Below are 15,221 nucleotides of genomic sequence, written 5' to 3'. Positions count from 1 at the left end.
AACCGACTGTACTTAACGTTCCCGAAGACGGTTACGGTTGTCGTTGCACTGTCCGGCCGACGGCGTGTTCGTGCGTGCCACATTGCCTTCTAAAGGAAACCTATTTGAGCGACGGGCAAAAACTCGAATGCATAGGGCCGGTAGCTCAGTTAGGCAGAGCGTCTGACTCTTAATCAGACGGTCGCGTGTTCAAATCGCGCCCGGCCCGCTTTGCTCCTCACGAACAAACCCGTGATCGACAGGTAACGAAACCGGTGTGATTTGAACGCAGGGAAGTCGCGCGCAACGCAGTGAGCACGGCCGACCGTGGGTTCAAATCGCACCCGGCCCGCCTCGAGCCCGATAATTCGAGGAGTATAGATTTCGAGAGATACGGCGCACGATCGAGCGACAACTGTTCAAATCACACTAGAGTGTCATGGGCGCTCGAGAGCTGGCGGTGGCCGGGAACGATCGATTCCGGGACGATTTCAGGAATGCTGCAGATTCGAGCGAACGTCGGCGATATCGAGTAATCCGGTCGCCACCGAGAGCACCGCCCAGACGGCCACGCCGAGGGCGACAGCGAGGAGGAGTGACGGAATCGAGGTGATGTAGTCGGTGACGGCGAAGACGACTATCGCCATGACGCTGGTGATAGCGCAAATGGCGGCGAGTCGCCGAGCCAGGAAACCCACACGGAGTGAGAACTCCTGGTGGATGATGTAGACGTTGGCGAGAGTATACATCGAGTACGTAATGATGGTGGCGATTGCGGCGCCAACGACGCCCATCGTCGGAATCAAGAGAACGTTGAGGCCGACATTTAGGATGGCGGTTAATCCCTTGACGAGGGCTCGAGAGTGCGCGCGACCGAGGTAGTCTAGGCCGTTACTTGTGAGCTTGGTCACGGCCTGGAGGATAGCGAACAGGGCGAGCATCTGTAGGACCGAGATAGCACCGACTTGTCGATCATGTGTCAATCGAGTTCGGGGATTTCACAGAGCGATTCGAAGGACAGAAGGAACGTTCGGGTACCAATGCAGCGGTTACAGCGAGTTCGTGTTCACTTCGATCCCGTCGACGAAAATTCGAAGGTCGTCGGTGGAGCTCACTTCGAACGTTTCGATGTCGCCAGTGAAGTACCACTGGGTCCAGGATTCGGTGAGATACCAGTCGACCTGCCCATCGCCGTACTGCTCGCCCTCGGTCACCCACTGAGCGATCTTCTCGTCTGGGCGGATGTCGCCGCTCACTTCGACGAAGTATTCTGTAGTTCCCTCGAGTCGCAACACGGACTCCGCGTCCGCCCGACTCGACGTGTCCAGACTGTTGGGGTCAACCGTCTCGCCGTCGACGAAGACCCGGAGGTCGTCGGTCGAGTCGACCTCGAACGTCTCGATTTCGCCAGTGTAGTGCCACTCGGTCCAGGAGCCGGTGAGGTACCAGTCGACCTGGCCGTCGCCGTACTGTTCGCCCTCGGTCACCCACTGAGCGATCTTCTCGTCCGGGCGGATGTCGCCGCTGACGGCGATCAGGTAGTCGCACTCGCCCTCGAGTCGGAGAGTCTTCTCCGCCGGTTCGGCGTCGTTAGACGCTCCGAGAGCATCCGGGTCGACCTCCTCTCCATCGAGGTAAACACTGATCTCCTCGACGTTCTCGAGTTCGAATGCTTCGACCTCGCCGGTGAAGTACCACTCGGTCCAGGAGCCGGTGAGGTACCAGTCGACCTGGCCGTCGCCGTACTGTTCGCCTTCGGTCACCCACTGAGCGATCTCAGGCGCCGGTTGGATGTCGCCGCTGACGGCGATCTGGTACTCGCCTTCGCCCTCGAGACGGATCGGGGTTCCGTCGGGATCCGTCGCTTCTTCCCGTTCGTCGTCGTTCTCGCTATTTTCGTCACTCGTCTCCTCGGGTGCCCAGTCGCCATCTGGCACTGGACACGTCCCGCTGTTCGAGATGCCGCTTGTGGACGGGCTTCCGCTCACGCTCGTTCCGGTGACGTTGATCGTCGAGTTCTCGATCCGAACGTCGCTCGAGTTCCGAACGCGGACGCCGTCTCCAGCCTTTTGGAGACAGAGATTGCGCAGTCGGGCGCCGCTCCGACCACTGAGGTAGATGCCTGCCTTCGAGGAGTCGCCGGTGATCGAGACGTTATCGATGATCGTTCGTCCCGAGCCGCCCTCGTCGAGCTGAACGGCGTAGAAGTCGCTATCCTGGCGGATCACGCAATCACGAATCTCGATTCCCTCGTGGGAGTTCGACGTATATATCGCGTGGGCGCCCCTCGGATCGCCCATCACAAATTCGCAGCCTTCGATGGTGATGTCGCCCGAAGTCGAGCTATTCGAGTTGATCCAGATACCGCGTGCCGCGCTCGCACCGGACCACCTCGCTGGCGGAGCTTGCGACTGGTTGAACACGGTATCCCGCACCGTCGTGTTCCCGCCGATTCTGACGCCCGTGTTCGTGTCCTCGAGGTAGCAGTTGTCGATCAGCAGGTGACCAGGCATATTGTGAAAGTACATCGAGTTATTGGCGAAGCCCGAGACCGCCACGTTTCGCAGCGTCAGGTCACCCTCAGAGCCGACGATTTGTAGTCCCCCACGGTTTGACGATTCGTCGACGGCCGCAGAGCCGTCCATCGCACGGACGTTTTCGACGAGCCCCTGGGTGCCGCGGTGGGCGTCCAGGTAGAGGAGCTCCGAGTTAGCGCGGCTCGAGGGGTCGCTCATCCGCCCGACGAACTCGACGTTCCTGAACGTCCAGTCGCCGCCGTGGAGGAAGTTGACCGGAGCCGCGCCGTCAGCGGACAAATCGACGTCGATGCCATCGATGGTCCAGCCGTTGCCCGTCAGGTGGAGGTATCCTTCGGTGACGTGGGATGGAACGACGAACGTCGCGTCCTCGCCGTACCACGTCCAGTCGTTCGCTCCGTTCCGAAAGGAATCGAGACGATACTCTCCTGGTGGGAAGTAAATCGTCGTACCATTGCCGTGAACGGATTCGAGAACGGCGTTGATCGGCGTGTTTCCGGAGTTATCGGCACCGGCATCTACGATGTTGACGTCAGCGTCGATGTCAGCGCCGGCCGCCGCCGTTCCCGTCCCGGCGACGAGACCGGCGGTTGTGCCGGCGAGTTTGAGATACGAACGCCGATGGAGGATTCTATCGGCCGTTTGGGCCTGGTTACGTTCAGGTAGCTGATCGCTACTCGAGTCGACCGGAGTGTCGCGTGCCATACAGTCAGGAGAGATTACCAATGATACATAAACTTTCTCGTCCAATAATTGGGTATTTGTTTTGATATTCAACGATGTGTGAATGAGTGGCCATTAATTAAGCCATACTTACAAAAACTACTGAACTATTGTAGACGGTCCCTCCGGGCGATTAGCACCGAAATACTCGGGATTTCTGAATATAATTCCACGAGAATGGGACTGTTCTTGCGGTAGTTCTCTCGTGGCGAACGAACCTGTCTAATCCGCATTACAGCACCCACTGACAATCGTTTGGTGAGTATTATCTCATTGGTAGGAACACCATCTTCTCGAGAATAGGTCGACGGCGTTTTACCGGCCGTCTGTTACTCGTAGCCCACTGTCAGCCGGCGAATTTGCGGCTTAACGGAGATTATATTCGACACCTCGTGGCGTGTAGTAACCTTTAAACCAAAGTGCGCACAAGTGGGGAACAGATGGCGAGTAACAAGATTCTCGGAATCGACCTCGGAACGACGAACAGCGCCTTCGCGGTGATGGAAGGCGGCGATCCGGAGATCATCGTCAACGCGGAGGGCGACCGAACGACGCCCTCCGTCGTTGCGTTCACTGACGACGACGAGCGCCTCGTCGGAAAGCCAGCGAAGAACCAGGCGATCCAGAACCCGGAGAAGACCATCGCGTCGATCAAGCGCCACATGGGCGAGGAGGACTACACCGTGGAGATCGAGGGCGAGGAGTACACGCCCCAGCAGATCTCGGCGATGATCCTCCAGAAGATCAAGCGCGACGCCGAGGAGTACCTCGGTGACGACGTCGAGAAGGCCGTCATTACGGTCCCGGCGTACTTCTCCGACACCCAGCGCCAGGCGACCAAAGACGCAGGCGAAATTGCCGGTTTCGACGTCGAGCGCATCATCAACGAGCCGACGGCAGCGTCGATGGCCTACGGTCTCGACGACGACTCCGACCAGACGGTACTCGTCTACGACCTCGGTGGCGGCACTTTCGACGTCTCCATCCTCGACCTGGGTGGGGGCGTCTACGAGGTCGTCGCGACCAACGGGGACAACGACCTCGGTGGCGACGACTGGGACCACTCGATCATCGACTGGCTGGCCGAGGAGTTCGAGGACGAACACGGTATGGACCTCCGCGAGGACCGACAGGCCCTCCAGCGGCTCAAGGACGCAGCCGAGGAGGCAAAGATCGAACTCTCCTCGCGAAAGGAGACCGAGATCAACCTCCCGTTCATCACGGCCACCGACGACGGCCCGATCCACCTGGAGAAGTCCCTCACGCGTGCGAAGTTCGAATCACTCACCTCGGACCTGATCGGGCGAACCGTCGAACCGACCGAACAGGCCCTCCAGGACGCGGGCTACGAGAAGGAGGACATCGACGAGGTCATTCTGGTCGGCGGTTCGACCCGGATGCCCCAGGTTAGCGAGCAGGTCGAGGAACTGATCGGCGAGGCGCCCCAGAAGAACGTCAACCCCGACGAGGCCGTCGCGCTGGGCGCGGCGATCCAGGGTGGCGTCCTGGGCGGCGAGGTCGACGACATCGTCCTCCTGGACGTCACTCCCCTGAGCTTGGGGATCGAGGTCAAGGGCGGCCTCTTCGAACGCCTCATCGAGAAGAACACGACGATCCCGACCGAGGAGTCGAAGATCTTCACGACCGCGGCGGACAACCAGACGTCCGTCCAGGTGAGGGTCTTCCAGGGTGAGCGCGAACTCGCGAACAAGAACGAAATGCTCGGCGAGTTCCACCTGACCGGCATCCCGCCCGCACCCGCGGGAACGCCACAGATCGAGGTCACGTTCTCCATCGACGAGAACGGCATCGTCAACGTGAGCGCCGAGGACAAGGGCACCGGGACCAGCGAGGAGATTACCATCGAGGGCGGCGCGGGACTCTCCGACGCCGAGATCGATCGCATGCAGCGCGAGGCCGAGGAACACGCCGAGGAGGACAAGCAGCGTCGCGACCGTATCGAGGCCCGGAACACGGCCGAAGCGACGATCCAGCGCGCGGAAACGCTCCTCGAGGAGAACGACGACGTCGACGACGACCTCCGCGAGAGCATCGAGGCCGCGGTAGACGACCTCGAGGAAACGATCGACGATTCGGACGCCGACGCCGAGGCGATCGAATCGGCGACCGAAGACTTGAGCACGGAGCTTCAGGAGATCGGCAAGCAGATTTACCAGGAGGCGGCTGCGGCGGGTGCCGGTGGCGCGGGTGGCGCAGGCGGTGCGGGCGCCGCTGGAGCCGGCGCGGGTATGGGCGGCGGCCCGAACCCCGGCCCCGACGGTGCGGCCGGTGACGACGAGGGCGAAGAGTTCGTCGACGCTGACTTCGAAGACGTTGACGAAGACGTCGACGAAGACAACGACGAGTAACGGGGAACAACGCTGAATCGGCCGTCGTCAACGCGCTGATTTTCGCTGTCGAGGACGATGCGAATCGGTGTTCGTCAGCCCAGTACTTGCGTCCGTTACGAGCCTGGTTACGTGCCTGATTACGAGCTTAGTTACGTGCCTGATTACGAGCTTAGTTACGTGCCTGATTACGTGCCTGAGAGAGAGCGGCTCCCGGGCGCCGTCTGAGGGCTGAGGCTCGGCCTGGAAGGTAGGTGGTTCAATTAAAGAGTTGAAAGACTCGATCCGAAGATTGGGAAACTCGATCCGAAGTCGGGAGACTCGAGTTCGAGCCCTTGCCGGTTCGCTCTCACGACGTTACCCTCACTCGAGTAGTGAACGCAGAACGGTCGTTTCAAGTGTCTCAACGGTATACCAGTGGATAACGAATGAGTGAGGACTTCTACGACGTGCTCGGCGTGAGCCAGGATGCCTCTGCCGAGGAGGTCAAGAAGGCGTACCGGAAGAAGGCCACGGAGTACCATCCGGACGTCAGCGACGATCCGGACGCCGAAGAGAAGTTCAAGAAGATCCAGAAGGCGAAGAAGGTGCTCACCGACGAGGAGAAGCGCCAGGCCTACGACCGGATGGGCCACGACCGATTCGAACAGGCCGAGAAACACGGGTTCGACGCCGGCGGTGGCGGCCCGGGTGGAATGGGCGGAGATCCGTTCGGCGGCATGGGCGGTATGGGTGGTGGAATGGGCGGCGGCCTCGGCGACATCTTCGAGCAGGTCTTCGGCGGCGGCGGTGGCCGCGGCCGCGGTCGCAATCGGCCCCGCAAGGGCCGGGACCTCCGGACGGGCCTCGAGATCGATCTCGAGGAGGCGTTCGAGGGCGTCAAAAAGCAGTTCACAGTCGAGCGCCCGGAAGCGTGTGAGACCTGCGACGGCGAGGGCCATCCGCCCGAGGCCGAGGCGTCGACCTGTCCGGAGTGTCAGGGTCGCGGCCAGGTGACCCAGGTCCAGCAGACGCCGCTCGGCCGGGTCCAGCAGACGACGACCTGCCGTCGGTGTGAGGGCGAAGGCACGCTGTACTCCGAAACCTGTGACGACTGTCGCGGGGAGGGGTACGTGCGCAACGAAGCCTCGCTGTCCGTCGAGATTCCGGCGGGCATCGACGACGGCCAGACCCTCCGGATGGAGGGCGAGGGGGCCCCGAGTCCGAACCGTGGACCCCACGGAGACCTGCTGATCGACATCTCGATCGTCGACCACCCCGAGTTCGAACGCGAGGGCGACGACCTCCACTATCGGCTACCGATCTCGTTCCCGCAGGCCACCTTCGGCGACACCGTCCAGGTACCGACGCTTGAGGGATCCGTCGAGTTCGAGGTGCCGAAGGGAACCCAGAGCGGCGAGACGTTCCGCCTGGAGGGGAAGGGAATGCCGCGCCTGCGACGGTACGGCCAGGGGGACCTCTACGTGCGCGCGCAGATTGTCACGCCGGAGTCACTCAATGACGAGCAGCGGGAGGCGCTCGAGGCGTTTGCCGAGGCCGGCGGTGAGGAGATCGACGTGAGCGAGGGGTTCTTCGAGAAGATCAAGCGGAGTTTCTAGGTTCTAGTTTTCGAATCTCAAACTTCGAACCTCTACCTTCGAACTTCTAATTCCTGGACCCTCGAGCCGACGCGGAAGTGGCGGCGCTTTTGTAATCGTGGTGAGTAAGACGGGTATGGAGACGCTGGCTGCGTGTTTCGAACGCGAGCGGCGGAGTGAGCGGCTGGCACTCGAGGACGGAACCGGCCGAACATACGATGCCCACTGGCTTCGCACCTCGTCCTGGAAGGCCGGAAACTTTCTGCGCCACACGGGCGTTCGACGGGGCGTCACCGTTGGCGTCGTTGGATCGGGTCCACTGCCCCTGCTCTCGTTTTTTGGAGCGGCGTTGCTCGAGTCCCGGACCAGGTTCGATCCGCCCCGCGACCTGCGAGGGAGCGAGGGCTTCCGAACGCTCGTCGCACCGGTTAGCGATCTCGACGGGTACGACCTCCCCGAAGGCGCTCAGCGGGTCGGCTACGGCGACCGCCCCGACGATCCAGGGGTCCGTCACCTGGAGAGCGGCCTCTGGAGCGAGAATCCGTCGTTTCCGCCCCTCGAAGTCGATCCCGAGACGCCGCTGCTCGTTGCCGACCGACGCGAGTACAGTCACCGGTCCGTGCTCGAGGCGGCCCGAGACGTCGTCGACGAGTGGGGAATCGAGTCCGGCGACCGCGTCGCGCTGCAGGCGCCCCTCTCGGATCCGCGGGCGGTCGTCGGGGGTGTTGTCGCGCCGTTGCTCGTGGATGCGGTCACCGTGCTCTCCGATTCGGTCTCGGGTTCGAAGCCTCTGACCGAGAACGTCGGCACGGACGTCGACTTCGTCGTTACGACCGAAGGCGAACATTCTCACACAGCGGTCCCCGTTCTGCCGCTGTTTGCGATCCAACTCGAGTAGACGTCGTTCATTTTCTCGGCCGTATCACCCTGTTCGACGTCAGCCGTCAACCGTCGGTCGGCGGGACGTACCGCTCGGCCGGCGTTCGTTCGCGACTGAACGCGGTCGACGCGAACACGAGTGCCAGCACGCTACACGATCCACCGAGGACGCCCACAACTAACGCGACCGTCCCCGACCCGATCAGCGCCAGGGCGAGCAACATCGGAGCGAGCGTCCCGGCCGCCAGCCCCAGGACGAGCCGGGACGCGCTGCGCATCCCGAGGTTGCCCCTGAGGAACGCGAGGAGGCCCCCGTAAATCGACAGCGGTCCGGCGAGGAGGACGAGTCCGGCCAGCAGAAGTCGAACGGCCGGGACGAACATCGCGAGTCCGCCGGCGACGACGAGTACCATCGCTCCCGCCAGTCGGCGTGAACGGTTACTGCTTGCGGTCTCACCTCGAACCACGTCCTGTCGGTGGTCGAATGCGTTCCTAACCGTTTCGGTTCGTGGCCCGCCGGGTTCTGGTCAGCACCGAACCTGGAGACGCGAACCGGGAAAACGGTCGACAATCGCCCCTGGTGAACGGATAGACGATGTTCTGGGTAATGGACCACGTTCGTGTTCAGCAACTGGAACGTATAGGAAACGTCATTATCGGTGACGGTCATGAATGCGTGTATGACGCAATTGCTCCATCAGCTCCGGGGGGAGGGAGGGAGCACGCTGGGCGGTCAGCGGGGACGACGAAACCGCGAGCAGTGTAGTGTTCTATCGCGAGGCACGCGATGATCGACCGCGCCGACCGGGGGCTGACGCCGGTACTCGCCCTGACGATCATCATCGGCATGGTCGCCGTCGCCAGCATTGGCATCGTCCTCGTCGGAACCGGGGCGCTCACGACGTCCTCGGACCAGCTCCAGGATGAGCGCGTCGAACAGTCGTTCGTCAACCTCGGCTCGGAACTGAACACGGTCGCCGCCTCGAGCGACGACACGCGGTCGGTCGCGCTCGGCCTGGCAGACGCCAACGGCCAGGTTTCTCTCGTGGATTCGGGCCACATTACGGTGACTGCGTCCGGCCTCGAGGACCCCATAATCGACGAACCGATGCGAGCGATCGAGTATCGTGACGGCGATACGGTCGTCGCCTACGAGGGCGGTGCCGTCTTCCGCGCCACGGGTGCCCAGGCGAGACTCGTCTCCGCACCACAGGCCGAGTACCGTCAGGACGCCTTCCGACTACCGATCACGCGACTCGAGGGCGTCGAATCGGTATCGAACGACCGGATTCGCCTCTCGAAAGTACGGAGCGATCGGCCGACCCGCGATAGCCCGAGCGTCGCGGGTCGGTTCGTCACGATCACGATCGAGAGCCCGTACTACGCCGGCTGGGCGACCCACTACGAGCGACAGGTCGGCGACAAGTACGTGACGGTCGATCACGCGAACAGGACGGTCACCATCCTGCTCGGACAGCCCAATCCCGACGGGTCCTACGACGGAGCGGTCACCGCCGTTGGGGACGTACTCGATAACGGCGGGAACCCCTCTGTGAACGGCTCGATCTCGGCGACCGGAAACGTGAGTATCACCTGTGAAGCACCTGCCAACTGTACGGGCGGCGAAGCGGTCGACCTTCGGCCGCTCGACGACGACATCGCGTACCTGTTCGAGACGTCGGCGGAGGACGCCCGCTCTATCGACGGGACGACCCTCGAGAACGGGACCTACTACGCGGACGAGTTGCTCCTCGCGAAGGGAGACGGCTTCGAGATCGATCTGAGCGAGGGGGACGTAACCATCCTCGTCGATGGGAACATCGGACTCGACAACGCGAAGATCGAGGTCGTCGACGGTGCGGGAACGGAACACGTCGCGAGGGTGTACACGACCGGCGACGTAGCTATTGGAGGCGGTAGCGGCGGCGTCACCGTCGAATCCGACGATCCCCGGCACTTTCAGCTCTACGGAACCTCGGAGATGAAGTTCGCGATCGGTCAGGGGACGTTCACGGGAACCATCTACGCACCACGGGACGAGCCGGCCGAGGGGACGAACGAACTCGTCGACGAGTACCTGAACAACGCCGACTGCTCGCCAGACGCCGACTGGGCCGACGTCTGCATTGGAACGGGGAGCGTCGACTTCACGGGATCGATCATCTCGGGCCCGATGTCGATCGCCCAGAACGCGAAGTTGACGTACGATCCGTCGCTTTCGACCGTCGAGCCGACGATCGCGATCCCGCCGGAGCACTTACCGCCGAAACTGAACCACCTGACCGTCGTCGTCCACGAAGTTGCCGTCGAGCGCGAGTGACGAGTGGCGAGTGGCGAGTGACGAGTGGCGAGTGACGAGTGGCGAGTGGCGAGTGACGAGTGGCGAGTGACGGGTGACCGGCCGTTCGCGCGCCAGCTATTTCCCTGTCTCTTTCAGGAACGCCGCCCCGTCAGTGCCTCGCTCGCGGGTGCGAACGAAATGGTCGAGCCGAGTCCCTCCTCCGTCGCCCGTTCGTACAACATCGCCGCGGCCGCGACGGTTTCGATCCCGGTCCCGCCGCTGTCGAACACCGTGATCTCGTCGTCGCTCGTTCGTCCGGGCGCCTCGCCGGCCACAATCTCGCCCAGTTCGGCCTGGACGTGATCTTCGGCTATCGCACCGGCCTCGAGCGCCGCGAGGAACGAGCCCCCGTCGTAGGTCGCCCGGTCCCGAAGGTCGGGAACGTAGGTGGCCCGTTCGATCGTTTCCACGTCGAGTTCGCGCTTCTTCGGGTGGTACTGCCCCATCGCGGTGACGTGGGTTCCGTGCTCGAGGACTGAGCCGTCGAAGACGGGGTCACTCGCCGTCGTCGCCGTGATCACGACGTCGGCACCGTCGACGGCGGCGGCGCTCGAGTCGACGGCCGAGACGCTGGCGGCGAGTTCGTCGTCGAACTCGGCGGCGAACGCCTCGCGATTCGATTCGGTCGGCGAGAAGACGCGAACCGTCTCGAAATCGCGAACGGTAGCCGTCGTGTGGACCTGTCCGCGCGCCTGCGGGCCGGTGCCGATCACGGCGAGGGTATCGGCGTCCTGGCGAGCGAGTTCGTCGACAGCGACTGCGCCGGCGGCGCCGGTCTTGAATGGGTTCATGTGAGCACCGTCGAGCAGGGCGATTGGTTCGCCGCTGTCGGCGTCGAACAGGGGCGTGACGAACCAGGCGTCGCCCGAGCCGAACCCGGCGCTGTACATGTAACCCCCCATCGCGCCGGTTTCCGGAAGTACGGCGGAGTAGGTCGTCAGGAGTCCACCCGGATCGGCACGAAAGAGTTTGGTTCTGGGTTCGGCGGGCGCGCCGGTGCCGCGCTGGCGGTACCCGTCACGAACGGCATCGACGTAGTCGGCGGGCGAGGCAAGACCTACCGTCTCTTCACTGGTGAGAAACAGGACGTCGGTCATACTCCCACGAGGAGACCAAGAGATAAAAACCGCGTGGCTGGGGTTACTCGGAGTTGATCGTCGGGTGCGTGGCTGGGGCGTCCTCGATAGTATCGACGGGACCGTTGACGAACATCGCGTGTCCGATGACGCCGATTGCGACGGTGGCGCTAATTGGGACTGCCGCCGTCAACGAGACACCGACGACGGTCAGGGCAGCGGTGATTCCGAGCAGTGCGACCGGGATAAGTCCGAGAACAAGGTCGTAATAGCCAGCCATAATCTATTACATTCTATGAGGAATAGGCATATAAGCGTTTCCCATAATTAGCCGATATTGAATTTGTCCCTGATTCGTATAGATGGGCGATTATCGCCATAACTTATGGCGTGGTTCCGACCGGCGAAAATGTCCTGGTTCGAAACCCCCTCTCAAAATTGGTATGGTCGAATTCAATATGTACACGGCCGCAAACGGCCGATTTCGAATCGTCGACCACTTCGGCGACCGATTCGGTCCGGGTCGGCCTGCACTCGAGACATTGGTCACTGACCTGACGATACCCGAGGCGTGAGTATCTAATCGGAGATCACTCGAGCCAGCCCACTTTACGGAGTCCCACCGAGAGCCCGACACGCCAGGTCCCGAGCACGAGCAGCCCAATACCGGTGATGACGACGTTGAACGCCCACAGCGAGTTGCCGTCGAAGAACGGGGACGAGCGAAGAATGAGGCCGACGTTCGCTCCACCAACCCAGGCGACGGTCGTGACGACGCCGGCGGTCTTCGTCGACGTGATCGCTCGTCGAGCGTACGCCCCGGCCAGGAGGGCGACGACCGTCCAGCCGACGAGAAACGGCAGGGCGGTCTCGAGGGCGGCTCCCGGTTCGCTCGCGATCGGCAGGCCGTGCTGGCGTCGGCCGATCAGCATGATCGTCGTAATGAGGGCGAGGTCGACCGCCCCGACCAGCGCAACGGCTCGCTGTCCAGGACGATCGGTATCGAATGCGGTAGGTAGCGCTCCCATGCCCATCGGTCGGGGCGGAGCCCGTATTGCTGTCACGGTTTCTGGCCTTGCATCGGTGTCATCAGGTTCGCTCCGCGTCACCCGTGGCTCTCGAACAGTCCGCCGTGCGTTTCAGGAGATGACTACAATAATATAGTCCGAATACAAACGATGTGACAGATGGCCGTGGTCGACCAACGCCGCGAACGGTGTGATGGATGCGGACGGGCCGTCGCGCTCGAGAACCTGACCACCGTGACGATGCCCGATGGGGAACGCCTGGCCTGCTGCCCGACGTGTGCGCCCCACGCCCGCGAGGCCGCCCGAAAACTCGAGTCGATCGACCGGCCGCGCGGGACCTGTGGTGGCTGTCGCTCGAGCTTTCCGCGAGACGACCTCGAGGACGTCGTGTTGCCCGATGGAGCGGTGATAACGTGTTGTCCCGACTGCCTCGAGGAAGTTCCCGGCCATGGGGATGCGGGAACCTCGGCATCGGATGGGCTAGACGACGGTACCGGAACGTCCGCCGACGAACCGGCGGAGACGACCCACCTCGCGACCCGTCGAACGCTCTGTAGTCAGTGTCACGAGTACGTCGACGAAGAACTCTACCACGTGACGACGATCGACGGCCGGACCGAGGAGCTGTGTCCTGACTGCAAGGCACTTGCCGAGGAGAAAGGCGTCGTCAGCGGCGTCAAGATGCGCAAGTCGGAGGCGCGGGAGATCCTTCGCGTCGGCGACGACGTGACGAGCCGGGAGCTTCGTGAAGCCTTCCTGACCCAGATCAAGCACGCCCACCCCGACAAGAAGAGCGGGAGTGAGTCGGCATTCAAACTCGTCAAAGAAGCCTACGACCGGCTGAAGTAACGTGTTGACGTCCTCGCGCGCCTGAAGACGCGGGAATCACGCCGTCCGTTCGAGTCCGTCCATGCGCCTGACGAACCCGATCGTCGCCGGATCGAAAGCGTAGGCGGCGTCACAGACCTCGCAGCTGGCTTCGAGCAACTGGCCGTGTTCCGAGAGTTTCCAGAGTTTCGTCTGCCCCTGCGTGATGTCCAGCGTCACCGGGTGGCCGCAGTCCGGAATCGTACACGGGAACCGGACGTACCAGTTGGGGACCGACAGCGCCCCGAGTGGAGAGAGTTCGCTCCGAAGCCGACAGAGCAGGTTGAAGATCGTGAACGAGAGGTTCTCCCGATCGATGGCGACCCCTTCCACGTCGGCGATGAACCCGCCGCGGAACGCCTCCTCGTCGTACAGCGGGAGAACTGGAATCCCCTTCGCGAGCGCGTACCCGATCTCTTGGTTGACCCAGGGACTGGTCGACGACGCCTCGGTGAGTACGGCGACGACGACGTCGCTGTTGGCGAGTCGGCCCTCGAGTCGCTTGCGCGTTCGGCCGGATTCGATCTCTTCGAGGGCGATGTGGACGCCGAACGGGAAGTTCTTGACCGTCGAGAACAGCTCCTGCACGAGGTCGATGTCGACGGGTGCGTGGGAGACGAACACCTGCTCTCCGGTCATCGGTAGCTCTACGAACCCGAAGACAGCAATCCGTAATGAATGTACCTACTTCTTACCCTTCGGCGTGTGTAATTGTATCGAGAACGAGATCCGAGAACTCGATATCGGAGAGGTCGTCCCCCAGCCGATCGAACCACTCGCGTTCGACTCGCCACGTCCCGCGCCGGTCCCCATCGGTGGATCGAGACACTGCCTCGAGCGTTCCCGGCTCCCACTCGCGTTCCTCCGCGACGTCCAGGACGATTCGAACGACGGTACTGACCTCGTGGGTGGTCACGCCTGGCACGTTGTGCACCATTTCGTACTCGAGTCGCGTTCGCTCGTCGGTTCGCTCTAGCGATGTGGCGTAGACGCCCTGGCTCATCAGGCGGTTCTCGAGGGTGACCTCGAGTGGGTGTGCGGTCGACGTGTCGTCGGCGCTCGGGCGGGTCTCGTCGTCGCTCATCGGTACTGATTCGAGTTCGCTGGCGACGGACAAAAAGCGTCCGGCTCACCGGCCTGCTCTCGCGTCATCATCGTCTCCGCCCCGTTCCGTCTTTGGTCCGGTCCCACTTACAGGGGCTCGACCAGATCGGCGAGCGCCACCGCTGGGTCGTCGGCCTTGGCGACGCCGCTGGCGAGCAAGACGCCGCTCGAGCCAAGGTCGGCGGCGGCGACGACGTCCTCGCCGGTGCTGATCCCCGCGCCACAGAGCACGGTGACGTCCTCGTCGACCCGAGCGGCGGCGTCGACGGCATCCTCGACCACGTCCGGATCGGCCTGGCTGACCGGCGTCCCGGTGCCGATCAGTTCCGGCGGTTCGACGGCGACGGCGTCGGGTCCGAGCGCCGTGGCCGCCCCGATCTGGGCCGGGTTGTTCGCGCAGACGACGGTCTCGAGGCCGGCGCGGTCGGCCGCCCGGATCGCGCCGTCGACGTCGGCGAGTTTCAGGCGGCGTTCGGAGTGGTTGATCAACGTGCCCGCCGCGCCCGCGTCCGCGACCGCCTCCGCGAGTGTGTGCCCGGTATTGCTCCCGTAGTCGATCGGATCGACGTGCTGGGCCCAGGTCTCGACGCCCGTCTCGGCGACCCGTTCGAGGTGCGTCGCCTGCGGGGCGACGGCGATGCGAGCGTCGGTCGTCTCGTCGACGTCGCGGGCGGCTTCGGCGACGGCGACGGGATCACACGGATACGTCTTGAGGTTGATCAGAACGAACATGCTCGAGAGGAGACCCTCGCGACCAAAATA

At 63.0% G+C, this 15,221-nt stretch carries 13 protein-coding genes, 1 tRNA gene and 1 pseudogene; 6 read left to right on the top strand and 9 right to left on the bottom strand.

What is annotated here, in order from left to right; genetic code table 11:
- The first annotated feature begins 134 nt into the window (after positions 1 to 134).
- Positions 135 to 208 (top strand) — tRNA-Lys (locus NGM15_RS05675).
- 262 nt (positions 209 to 470) lie between these two features.
- Here the strand turns inward: NGM15_RS05675 and NGM15_RS05670 are convergent.
- Positions 471 to 920, bottom strand: coding sequence for a polysaccharide biosynthesis C-terminal domain-containing protein (locus tag NGM15_RS05670; RefSeq protein ID WP_253436414.1), 450 nt, complete (start codon positions 918 to 920; stop codon positions 471 to 473).
- Positions 921 to 1,028: 108 nt separating this feature from the next.
- Positions 1,029 to 3,221, bottom strand: coding sequence for a right-handed parallel beta-helix repeat-containing protein (locus NGM15_RS05665; protein WP_253436411.1), 2,193 nt, complete (start codon positions 3,219 to 3,221; stop codon positions 1,029 to 1,031).
- Positions 3,222 to 3,679: 458 nt separating this feature from the next.
- Between NGM15_RS05665 and dnaK the strand changes: the two genes are divergently transcribed.
- From dnaK to NGM15_RS05650, 3 genes are all read left to right on the top strand, one after another.
- Positions 3,680 to 5,608 carry a molecular chaperone DnaK gene (dnaK, locus tag NGM15_RS05660; protein WP_253436408.1) on the top strand — a complete coding sequence of 643 codons (1,929 nt, stop codon included), beginning with the start codon at positions 3,680 to 3,682 and terminating at the stop codon, positions 5,606 to 5,608.
- Positions 5,609 to 6,015: 407 nt separating this feature from the next.
- Positions 6,016 to 7,185 (top strand): molecular chaperone DnaJ, encoded by a 1,170-nt coding sequence (dnaJ, locus tag NGM15_RS05655; protein WP_253436406.1) that lies wholly within the window; start codon positions 6,016 to 6,018, stop codon positions 7,183 to 7,185.
- 115 nt (positions 7,186 to 7,300) lie between these two features.
- A complete protein-coding gene (locus tag NGM15_RS05650) occupies positions 7,301 to 8,062 on the top strand; it encodes a hypothetical protein (protein WP_253436404.1) in 762 nt (253 codons plus the stop codon).
- A gap of 46 nt (positions 8,063 to 8,108) precedes the next feature.
- On the opposite strand, the gene NGM15_RS05645 is transcribed toward NGM15_RS05650, so the two are convergent.
- On the bottom strand, positions 8,109 to 8,456 hold the full coding sequence (locus tag NGM15_RS05645) for a hypothetical protein (protein ID WP_253436402.1): 348 nt from the start codon (positions 8,454 to 8,456) through the stop codon (positions 8,109 to 8,111).
- A gap of 374 nt (positions 8,457 to 8,830) precedes the next feature.
- On the opposite strand from NGM15_RS05645, the gene NGM15_RS05640 reads away from it, so the two are divergent.
- A complete protein-coding gene (locus tag NGM15_RS05640) occupies positions 8,831 to 10,363 on the top strand; it encodes a DUF7289 family protein (protein WP_253436400.1) in 1,533 nt (510 codons plus the stop codon).
- A gap of 239 nt (positions 10,364 to 10,602) precedes the next feature.
- Here NGM15_RS05640 and NGM15_RS05635 read toward each other — a convergent pair.
- From NGM15_RS05635 to NGM15_RS05625, 3 genes and pseudogenes are all read right to left on the bottom strand, one after another.
- Positions 10,603 to 11,274, bottom strand: a pseudogene (locus NGM15_RS05635) (ornithine cyclodeaminase family protein); the annotation flags it as partial.
- 250 nt (positions 11,275 to 11,524) lie between these two features.
- On the bottom strand, positions 11,525 to 11,740 hold the full coding sequence (locus tag NGM15_RS05630; RefSeq protein WP_253436394.1) for a DUF8015 family protein: 216 nt from the start codon (positions 11,738 to 11,740) through the stop codon (positions 11,525 to 11,527).
- A gap of 310 nt (positions 11,741 to 12,050) precedes the next feature.
- Positions 12,051 to 12,488: a DUF3054 domain-containing protein gene (locus NGM15_RS05625; RefSeq protein ID WP_253436391.1), complete on the bottom strand. Its 438-nt coding sequence runs from the start codon at positions 12,486 to 12,488 to the stop codon at positions 12,051 to 12,053.
- A gap of 159 nt (positions 12,489 to 12,647) precedes the next feature.
- Between NGM15_RS05625 and NGM15_RS05620 the strand changes: the two genes are divergently transcribed.
- Entirely contained in the window at positions 12,648 to 13,337 is a 690-nt protein-coding gene (locus tag NGM15_RS05620) for a J domain-containing protein (RefSeq protein WP_253436389.1), read from the top strand.
- Between the two features lie 36 nt (positions 13,338 to 13,373).
- On the opposite strand, the gene NGM15_RS05615 is transcribed toward NGM15_RS05620, so the two are convergent.
- From NGM15_RS05615 to tpiA, 3 genes are all read right to left on the bottom strand, one after another.
- The gene (locus NGM15_RS05615; protein ID WP_253436386.1) at positions 13,374 to 13,994 is read right to left on the bottom strand and encodes a toll/interleukin-1 receptor domain-containing protein; all 621 of its coding nucleotides are present in this window, start codon (positions 13,992 to 13,994) and stop codon (positions 13,374 to 13,376) included.
- 52 nt (positions 13,995 to 14,046) lie between these two features.
- Positions 14,047 to 14,439 (bottom strand): DUF8159 domain-containing protein, encoded by a 393-nt coding sequence (locus NGM15_RS05610; protein ID WP_253436384.1) that lies wholly within the window; start codon positions 14,437 to 14,439, stop codon positions 14,047 to 14,049.
- A 107-nt stretch (positions 14,440 to 14,546) separates the two neighbouring features.
- Positions 14,547 to 15,191 (bottom strand): triose-phosphate isomerase, encoded by a 645-nt coding sequence (gene tpiA / locus NGM15_RS05605; RefSeq protein WP_253436382.1) that lies wholly within the window; start codon positions 15,189 to 15,191, stop codon positions 14,547 to 14,549.
- Positions 15,192 to 15,221: the final 30 nt, after the last annotated feature.

The organism is Natronosalvus halobius (assembly GCF_024138145.1).
Lineage (GTDB): Archaea > Halobacteriota > Halobacteria > Halobacteriales > Natrialbaceae > Natronosalvus > Natronosalvus halobius.
The sequence above is the reverse complement of the archived record's forward strand: the minus strand, read 5'-3'. Positions and strand labels throughout refer to the sequence as shown.